The 6,549-nt window shown below is 55.5% G+C and carries 7 protein-coding genes; 1 reads left to right on the top strand and 6 read right to left on the bottom strand.

Annotation, left to right across the window (positions count from 1 at the left end; all coding sequences use genetic code 11):
* Positions 1-41: 41 nt before the first annotated feature.
* From proS to metN, 6 genes are all read right to left on the bottom strand, one after another.
* On the bottom strand, positions 42-1,763 hold the full coding sequence (gene proS, locus FKM52_RS05520; RefSeq protein WP_141175185.1) for a proline--tRNA ligase: 1,722 nt from the start codon (positions 1,761-1,763) through the stop codon (positions 42-44).
* 104 nt (positions 1,764-1,867) lie between these two features.
* Positions 1,868-2,575, bottom strand: coding sequence for a tRNA (N6-threonylcarbamoyladenosine(37)-N6)-methyltransferase TrmO (gene tsaA, locus FKM52_RS05525; RefSeq protein ID WP_141175186.1), 708 nt, complete (start codon positions 2,573-2,575; stop codon positions 1,868-1,870).
* A complete protein-coding gene (rcsF, locus tag FKM52_RS05530; protein ID WP_141175187.1) occupies positions 2,572-2,976 on the bottom strand; it encodes an Rcs stress response system protein RcsF in 405 nt (134 codons plus the stop codon). Before rcsF ends, tsaA begins: the two co-directional genes overlap by 4 nt.
* Positions 2,977-3,196: 220 nt before the next feature.
* Positions 3,197-4,012 (bottom strand): MetQ/NlpA family lipoprotein, encoded by an 816-nt coding sequence (locus FKM52_RS05535; protein ID WP_141175188.1) that lies wholly within the window; start codon positions 4,010-4,012, stop codon positions 3,197-3,199.
* A 33-nt stretch (positions 4,013-4,045) separates the two neighbouring features.
* The gene (locus FKM52_RS05540) at positions 4,046-4,699 is read right to left on the bottom strand and encodes a methionine ABC transporter permease MetI (RefSeq protein WP_141175189.1); all 654 of its coding nucleotides are present in this window, start codon (positions 4,697-4,699) and stop codon (positions 4,046-4,048) included.
* Entirely contained in the window at positions 4,692-5,723 is a 1,032-nt protein-coding gene (metN, locus tag FKM52_RS05545) for a methionine ABC transporter ATP-binding protein MetN (RefSeq protein ID WP_141175190.1), read from the bottom strand. The genes FKM52_RS05540 and metN overlap by 8 nt, the downstream gene beginning before the upstream one ends.
* Positions 5,724-5,917: 194 nt before the next feature.
* Between metN and gmhB the strand changes: the two genes are divergently transcribed.
* Entirely contained in the window at positions 5,918-6,478 is a 561-nt protein-coding gene (gmhB, locus tag FKM52_RS05550; protein WP_141175191.1) for a D-glycero-beta-D-manno-heptose 1,7-bisphosphate 7-phosphatase, read from the top strand.
* The last annotated feature ends 71 nt before the right edge of the window (positions 6,479-6,549 follow it).

A 6,549-nucleotide genomic window follows, 5' to 3' on the forward strand; every position in this document is an offset into this window, starting at 1 on the left:
ACAGGCTCAGGGGCTTTTTCGTTAGCGGTTAGCGCAGGGCTTTATCCCTGGATCGCCTCCACCAGGAAATCCACGATCCGATCGCGTTTGATCATCTGTTTCTCGCCGGCGCGGCGCGCTTTATATTCGATCTCATCATTATCGAGATTGCGATCGCCCAGCACGATGGTATGCGGAATGCCGATCAGTTCCATATCGGCGAACATTACGCCCGGACGCTCCTTACGATCGTCCAGCAGTACCTCGATGCCTTTGGCGCGCAGCGTGGCATACAGCTCTTCCGCCAGCTCTTTTACGCGGAAGGATTTGTGCATATTCATCGGCAGAATCGCTACCTGGAACGGCGCCAGCGCCGCAGGCCAGATAATACCGCGATCGTCATGGTTCTGTTCAATCGCCGCCGCTACCACGCGCGTAACGCCGATGCCGTAGCAGCCCATGGTTAGCGTCTGGTTACGGCCATCTTCGCCCTGAACCGCCGCCTTCATCGCTTCAGAATATTTGGTGCCCAGCTGGAAAATGTGGCCGACTTCGATGCCGCGCTTAATCAGCAGCGTACCTTTGCCGTCCGGGCTGACGTCGCCTTCCACCACGTTGCGCAGATCGGCAACCTGTAACGGCTCGGCCAGATCGCGGCCCCAGTTAATGCCGGTATAGTGTTTACCGTCAACATTGGCGCCCGCGCTGAAATCGCTCATCTTCGCTACGGTACGATCGGCAATTACCGGCAGCGTCAAACCAACCGGACCGAGTGAGCCAGGGCCTGCGCCAACCGCCGCCCGAATCTCCTCTTCGGTAGCAAATTCCAGCGGCGCGGCGACGATATCCACTTTTTCCGCTTTGATTTCGTTCAGCTCATGATCGCCGCGTACCAGTAGCGCCACCAGCTGATGGCCGCTTTCTGCGCTGGCCTTCACGATCAGCGTTTTTACCGTCTTGTCGATCGGCAGATTAAACTGCGCTACCAGATCGGCGATGGTTTTGGCATTCGGCGTATCGATCTGCGCCAACGGCTGCGACGGCGCCGGACGTTCGCCTGCCGGCGCAACCGCCTCGGCCAGCTCGATATTAGCCGCGTAATCAGATTCGGTAGAGAAGACGATATCATCTTCGCCGCTCTGCGCCAGCACCTGGAATTCGTGCGATGCGCTGCCGCCGATAGAACCGGTATCCGCCTGTACCGCGCGGAAATCCAGCCCCATGCGGCTGAAGATGGCGCTGTAGGCGCGGTACATCGCGTCGTAAGTTTCCTGCAGCGATTGCTGGGTGGTATGGAAGGAGTAGGCATCCTTCATAATAAACTCGCGCGAACGCATCACGCCGAAGCGCGGACGCACTTCATCGCGGAATTTGGTCTGGATTTGGAACAGGTTCAGCGGCAGCTGCTTATAAGAGCTCAGCTCGTTACGAATCAGATCGGTAATCACCTCTTCGTGCGTCGGGCCAAGCACAAACGGACGATCGCCGCGGTCAACCAGGCGTAACAGTTCAGGGCCGTACTGCTCCCAGCGCCCGCTCTCCTGCCACAGATCGGCCGGCTGCACGACCGGCATGCAGATTTCAATCGCACCGGCGTTGCACATCTCTTCGCGCACGATATTTTCAACTTTTTTCAGTACGCGTAAGCCTGTCGGCAGCCAGGTATAAAGGCCGGAGGCCAGTTTGCGGATCATACCGGCGCGCAGCATCAGCTGGTGGCTGATCACTTCGGCATCGGACGGCGTCTCCTTAAGGGTGGAGAGCAGATATTGAGTAGTACGCATCTGTAAGATTCCAGTTTGGGCGGAAAATAGTCAAAGGATGACCTGAAAATAGTGCCGGTAGTGTAACAGCGAGCGATGCACCTCAAAAGAGAGGGGAGAATAAATTAGCGCGGATCGAGCGCCAGTACCTCGGTGCCTTCTGCCGTGACGCGCCAGCGCACGTTAAAATCGAGCAGCCAGGCGGCATATTCGCGTTCCGGCTCTTCGCCTTTACGATAGGCCGGGCGCGGATCCTGCGCCAGCACCTGGGTTATAAAACGCGTCAGCTGCGGATAGCGTGACTGATGGCGTGCCAGCTGTTGCTGCGCCTGCGGTGAAAACCGTACCGGCATCGCCGCCTCTGGCGCGTGCTGCGCGAAACCCGCGCGCGCCTGGGGCAGCGCCTCGGCAAAAGGCAGATAAGGTTTGATATCCACTATCGGCGTGCCATCCACCAGATCCAGACTGCCTAGCTCCAGAATGACCTCTCCCTGAGCACGGCGAATCGCTTTCAGCTCAACCAGCGACATACCGATGGGGTTAGGGCGAAAAGTAGAACGCGTGGCGAAAACGCCCATACGCGCATTGCCGCCGAGGCGCGGAGGACGTACGGTAGGACGCCAGCCGCCTTTCATCGTTTGATGAAACACAAACAGCAGCCATAAATGGCTAAAGGACTCCAGCCCGCGCACCGCCTCCTGCTGATTATAGGGCGCAAGCAGATGCAGTTCGCCGCCGCCATCCTCAATTAATCCGGGCTGGCGTGGAACGGCGAATTTCTCTTTCCACGGCGATTTAATCACGCCGATTTGCGTAAAGGCGAACTCGCTCATTTACCGGAGACTTTCAGCGCCGTGCCCTGACAAACCGCGTGACGATAGCAACCCTGGCTTTCGCTCAGCACTTCGCATTTATGCAGCAGCACCGCGTTAGCTTTCATATAGGAAGCGCGGATCTGCATACGCTTGCGGGCGGTATTGATATTGGCCGGCGAATCCTGACGGCTGACCTGACAATCTTCGCCGGATACCTCGCCTAAATCACGGAAAGGATTGCTTACCAGCTCATTCATGTCGGTATAGAGCTTAACCGGCACCGGACGGGCCGTTGGGCGGGGATGCGACTCAACGGGCGTCGGTTTAGGCTCTGGCGCGGGAATAGGCTTATAGGGCTTATGCAGTAAAGAGCATCCCGTCAGCGAGAGCGCCAACAAACAGAGCGGTAACGCGCGCATCAATCTATCCTCATTTCTAAAAATTGGCGTTATTGAAGCAAGCAATCCACTAAATGACAAGTTGCGATCGCTTATAGCCGACGGCAAAAAAGCGGCCCGCGCGATCCAACGGTAAGCGTGAGACGCCTGTTACCGTTAAATCTGCGGGCCGCCTGGAGAAGAGCGTTAAGCCAAATAATCGTCGCCAGAGAGGCTTAAAAGCCGCTCTGTTTTACCCTTATTACCAGCCTTTAACCGCGCCGCCGTTGAAAACTTTGTTTGCTGCTTCAGCCACTTCGTCAGACTGATAGGCCTGCACAAATTTCTTCACGTTTTCGGCATCCTTGTTATCTTCGCGCGCCACGATCAGGTTGACGTACGGAGAGTCTTTGTCTTCAACGAAAATGCCATCTTTCTCAGGGGTTAAGTTGATCTGGCTGGCATAGGTGGTATTAATGACCGCCAGAGCAATTTGATTATCATCCAGCGAGCGCGGCAGCTGCGGCGCTTCCAGTTCGACAATTTTCAGCTTTTTCGGGTTTTCCACGATATCAAGCGAGGTTGGCAGCAGGCCCACTCCCGGTTTCAGCTTGATCAGATTGACCTTTTCCAGCAGCAGCAGCGAGCGGCCGAGGTTGGTTGGATCGTTAGGGATGGCAACCTGCGCGCCGTCCTGCAGCTCGTCCAGTGATTTAATTTTTTTCGAATAGCCCGCGATGGGGTAAACGAAGGTATTGCCTGCCGGCACCAGCTTATAGCCGCGATCTTTAATCTGGGCGTCCAGATAGGGCTTGTGCTGGAAAGCGTTCACGTCGATATCGCCCTTGCTCAGCGCTTCGTTAGGCAGGACGTAATCGTTAAAAGTAACCAGCTCAACGTCCAGACCATATTTATCTTTCGCTACCTTCTGCGCGACTTCAGCAACCTGCTGCTCGGCGCCGACAATCACGCCCACTTTAATGTGGTTCGGATCTTTCTCTTCCTGTCCGCAGCCGGCCAGCGCCAGCGCACCCAGCAGCGCGCCTGCGGCGGCGATTTTTTTAAACGTAAAAGACATATCCCTTCCTTAATCGTAAGAATTGATGTTTGCTTATTTATGAGTAACCGCGCGAACAATGCGATCGCCACAGAACTGGATGAGATAAACCAGCACAACCAGCAGGACCAGTACGGTATTCATCACCGTGGCATTGTAGCCGATATAGCCGTACTGATAGCCGATCTGTCCCAGACCGCCTGCGCCAACCGCGCCGCCCATAGCGGAGTAGCCGACCAGTGTAATCAGGGTAATAGTGGCCGCATTTACCAGCCCCGGCAAGGCCTCCGGCAGCAGGATTTTACGAATGATCTGCATCGGCGTGGCGCCCATCGCGCGCGAGGCTTCAATCAGCCCGCCCGGCAGCTCCAGCAGGGCGTTCTCTACCATGCGCGCGATAAAAGGCGCGGCGCCGACGGTCAGCGGAACGATCGCCGCCTGCAGGCCGATAGAGGTGCCGACGATGGCGCGGGTAAAGGGAATCATCCACACCAGCAGGATAATAAAAGGAATCGAGCGAAAAATATTAACCAGCGCGGAAAGCACCCGGTAAAGCTTGTTGTTCGCCATAATCTGGCCGGGACGGGTAATATAAAGCAAAACGCCAACCGGCAGGCCGAGCACAAAACCGAAAAAGCCGGATACAAAGGTCATCATCAGCGTTTCCCAGATGCCGCGGGCCAACAACCACATCATTGCTTCAGACATACCCTAATACCTCTACTTTCACATGGTGCTGCTGTAAATAGGCGATCGCGCCCGTTGTTTCCTGTTCGCTGCCGTGCATCTCAGCCAGCATGATGCCGAACTTCACGCCGCCGGCGTAATCCATCTGGGCGCTGATAATATTGTTGTTTACGTTAAAGCGGCGGGCGGTTTCCGACAGCAGCGGCGCGTCGACTGACTGACCGGTAAACTCCAGGCGCAGCAGGGGAACGCTCTCCGCCGATGGCTGAGACGCCAACCGCTGCTGATAATCTTCAGGGATATCAAGATGCAGCGTTGACTGAATAAACTGCTGCGCCAGCGGCGTTTTCGGATGAGAAAAGACTTCGCTCACGCTGTCTTTCTCAATCAGCTGTCCGTCGCTGATCACCGCAACCTGATCGCAGATGCGTTTCACCACGTCCATCTCATGGGTAATCAGCAAAATAGTAATGCCGAGACGACGGTTAATATCTTTCAGCAGCTCAAGGATAGCTCTGGTGGTGGCCGGATCGAGGGCGCTGGTGGCTTCGTCGCACAACAGAACCTTCGGGCTGCTTGCCAGCGCGCGGGCAATGGCAACGCGCTGCTTCTGACCGCCGGAAAGATTTGCTGGCCAGGCGTCATGCTTGTCGCCCAGGCCGACCAGATCCAGCAGCTCGGTAACGCGCGCTTTGATGGTTTCGCGCGGCGTGTTGTCCAGCTCAAGCGGCAGCGCCACGTTGCCAAAAACGGTGCGGGAATTAAGCAGGTTAAAGTGCTGGAAAATCATGCCGATCTGACGACGCGCCAGCGTTAACTGACTTTCGGAAAGGGCGGTTAAATCCTGCCCATCGACCAGAACGCTGCCGGATGTTGGCCGCTCCAGCAGATTAACGCAGCGAATCAAGGTACTTTTGCCGGCGCCTGATGAGCCGATAACGCCGTAGATCTGTCCGGCAGGCACATGCAAAGTAACGTCAGACAGCGCAGTAATGGTACGCGCGCCCTGCTGAAAGACTTTAGTAATATTATTAAGTTTTATCATTGAATTATTGGTTATCTGTCGCGATGAAATTGTCCGTGGTGTAGCTCTGTTTAGTTCGAACGGGCCAACAAAATTTGAAATGGATGTTAAGGCATCCAGACGTCTAAATCAATGCAGGATATTCAATCCGCCATTCTCTCTTTTATTACAATCATGCGATACTGACCGCTATATTCGGCAGCAGGAGTTTCTACGTGACGGCTAAAGTACCGGCGATTTTTCTCGATCGCGATGGCACCTTGAATGTGGACCATGGTTATGTCCATGAAATTGATGATTTCCAGTTTATTGATGGCGTTATCGAGGCGATGCAGACGCTGAAGACGATGGGCTATGCGCTGGTGCTGGTCACGAACCAGTCCGGTATCGCTCGCGGCATCTTCAGTGAAGATCAGTTTATGCAGCTAACCGAGTGGATGGACTGGTCGCTGGCCGACCGGGGCGTTGATCTCGACGGCATCTATTATTGTCCTCATCATCCAGATGCGGCGGTAGAGGCGCTGCGTCAGGAATGTGATTGCCGCAAGCCGCAGCCGGGGATGCTGCTGAGCGCCATGAAGCATCTTAATATCGATATGGCCGCTTCTTATATGGTTGGCGACAAAATTGATGATGTGCTGGCAGGCAAGGCGGCCGGCGTAGGCACAACCGTTCTGGTGCGCAGCGGCAAACCGGTAACGGAAGAGGGTGAAAAAGCGGCGGATTGGGTAATTGATAGCCTGGCAGAGCTGCCCGCGCGGATAAAGCAGGGCTAAAATCAGCCGTTTTGCGCGAAATTTCGGCGAACAGCAAAAAAGTTGAAATTAGCGGTTGCAGCGCGGCGAGA

Origin of the sequence: Mixta tenebrionis (assembly GCF_006517625.1) — a bacterium.
Classification (GTDB): domain Bacteria; phylum Pseudomonadota; class Gammaproteobacteria; order Enterobacterales; family Enterobacteriaceae; genus Mixta; species Mixta tenebrionis.

What these genes read in the sequence shown, in the direction of transcription:
- rcsF (WP_141175187.1), bottom strand. Translation starts at nt 2,976, where the DNA reads ATGCGCGCGTTACCGCTCTGTTTGTTGGCGCTCTCGCTGACGGGATGC.
- tsaA (WP_141175186.1), bottom strand. Translation starts at nt 2,575, where the DNA reads ATGAGCGAGTTCGCCTTTACGCAAATCGGCGTGATTAAATCGCCGTGG.
- FKM52_RS05535 (WP_141175188.1), bottom strand. Translation starts at nt 4,012, where the DNA reads ATGTCTTTTACGTTTAAAAAAATCGCCGCCGCAGGCGCGCTGCTGGGT.
- proS (WP_141175185.1), bottom strand. Translation starts at nt 1,763, where the DNA reads ATGCGTACTACTCAATATCTGCTCTCCACCCTTAAGGAGACGCCGTCC.
- metN (WP_141175190.1), bottom strand. Translation starts at nt 5,723, where the DNA reads ATGATAAAACTTAATAATATTACTAAAGTCTTTCAGCAGGGCGCGCGT.
- FKM52_RS05540 (WP_141175189.1), bottom strand. Translation starts at nt 4,699, where the DNA reads ATGTCTGAAGCAATGATGTGGTTGTTGGCCCGCGGCATCTGGGAAACG.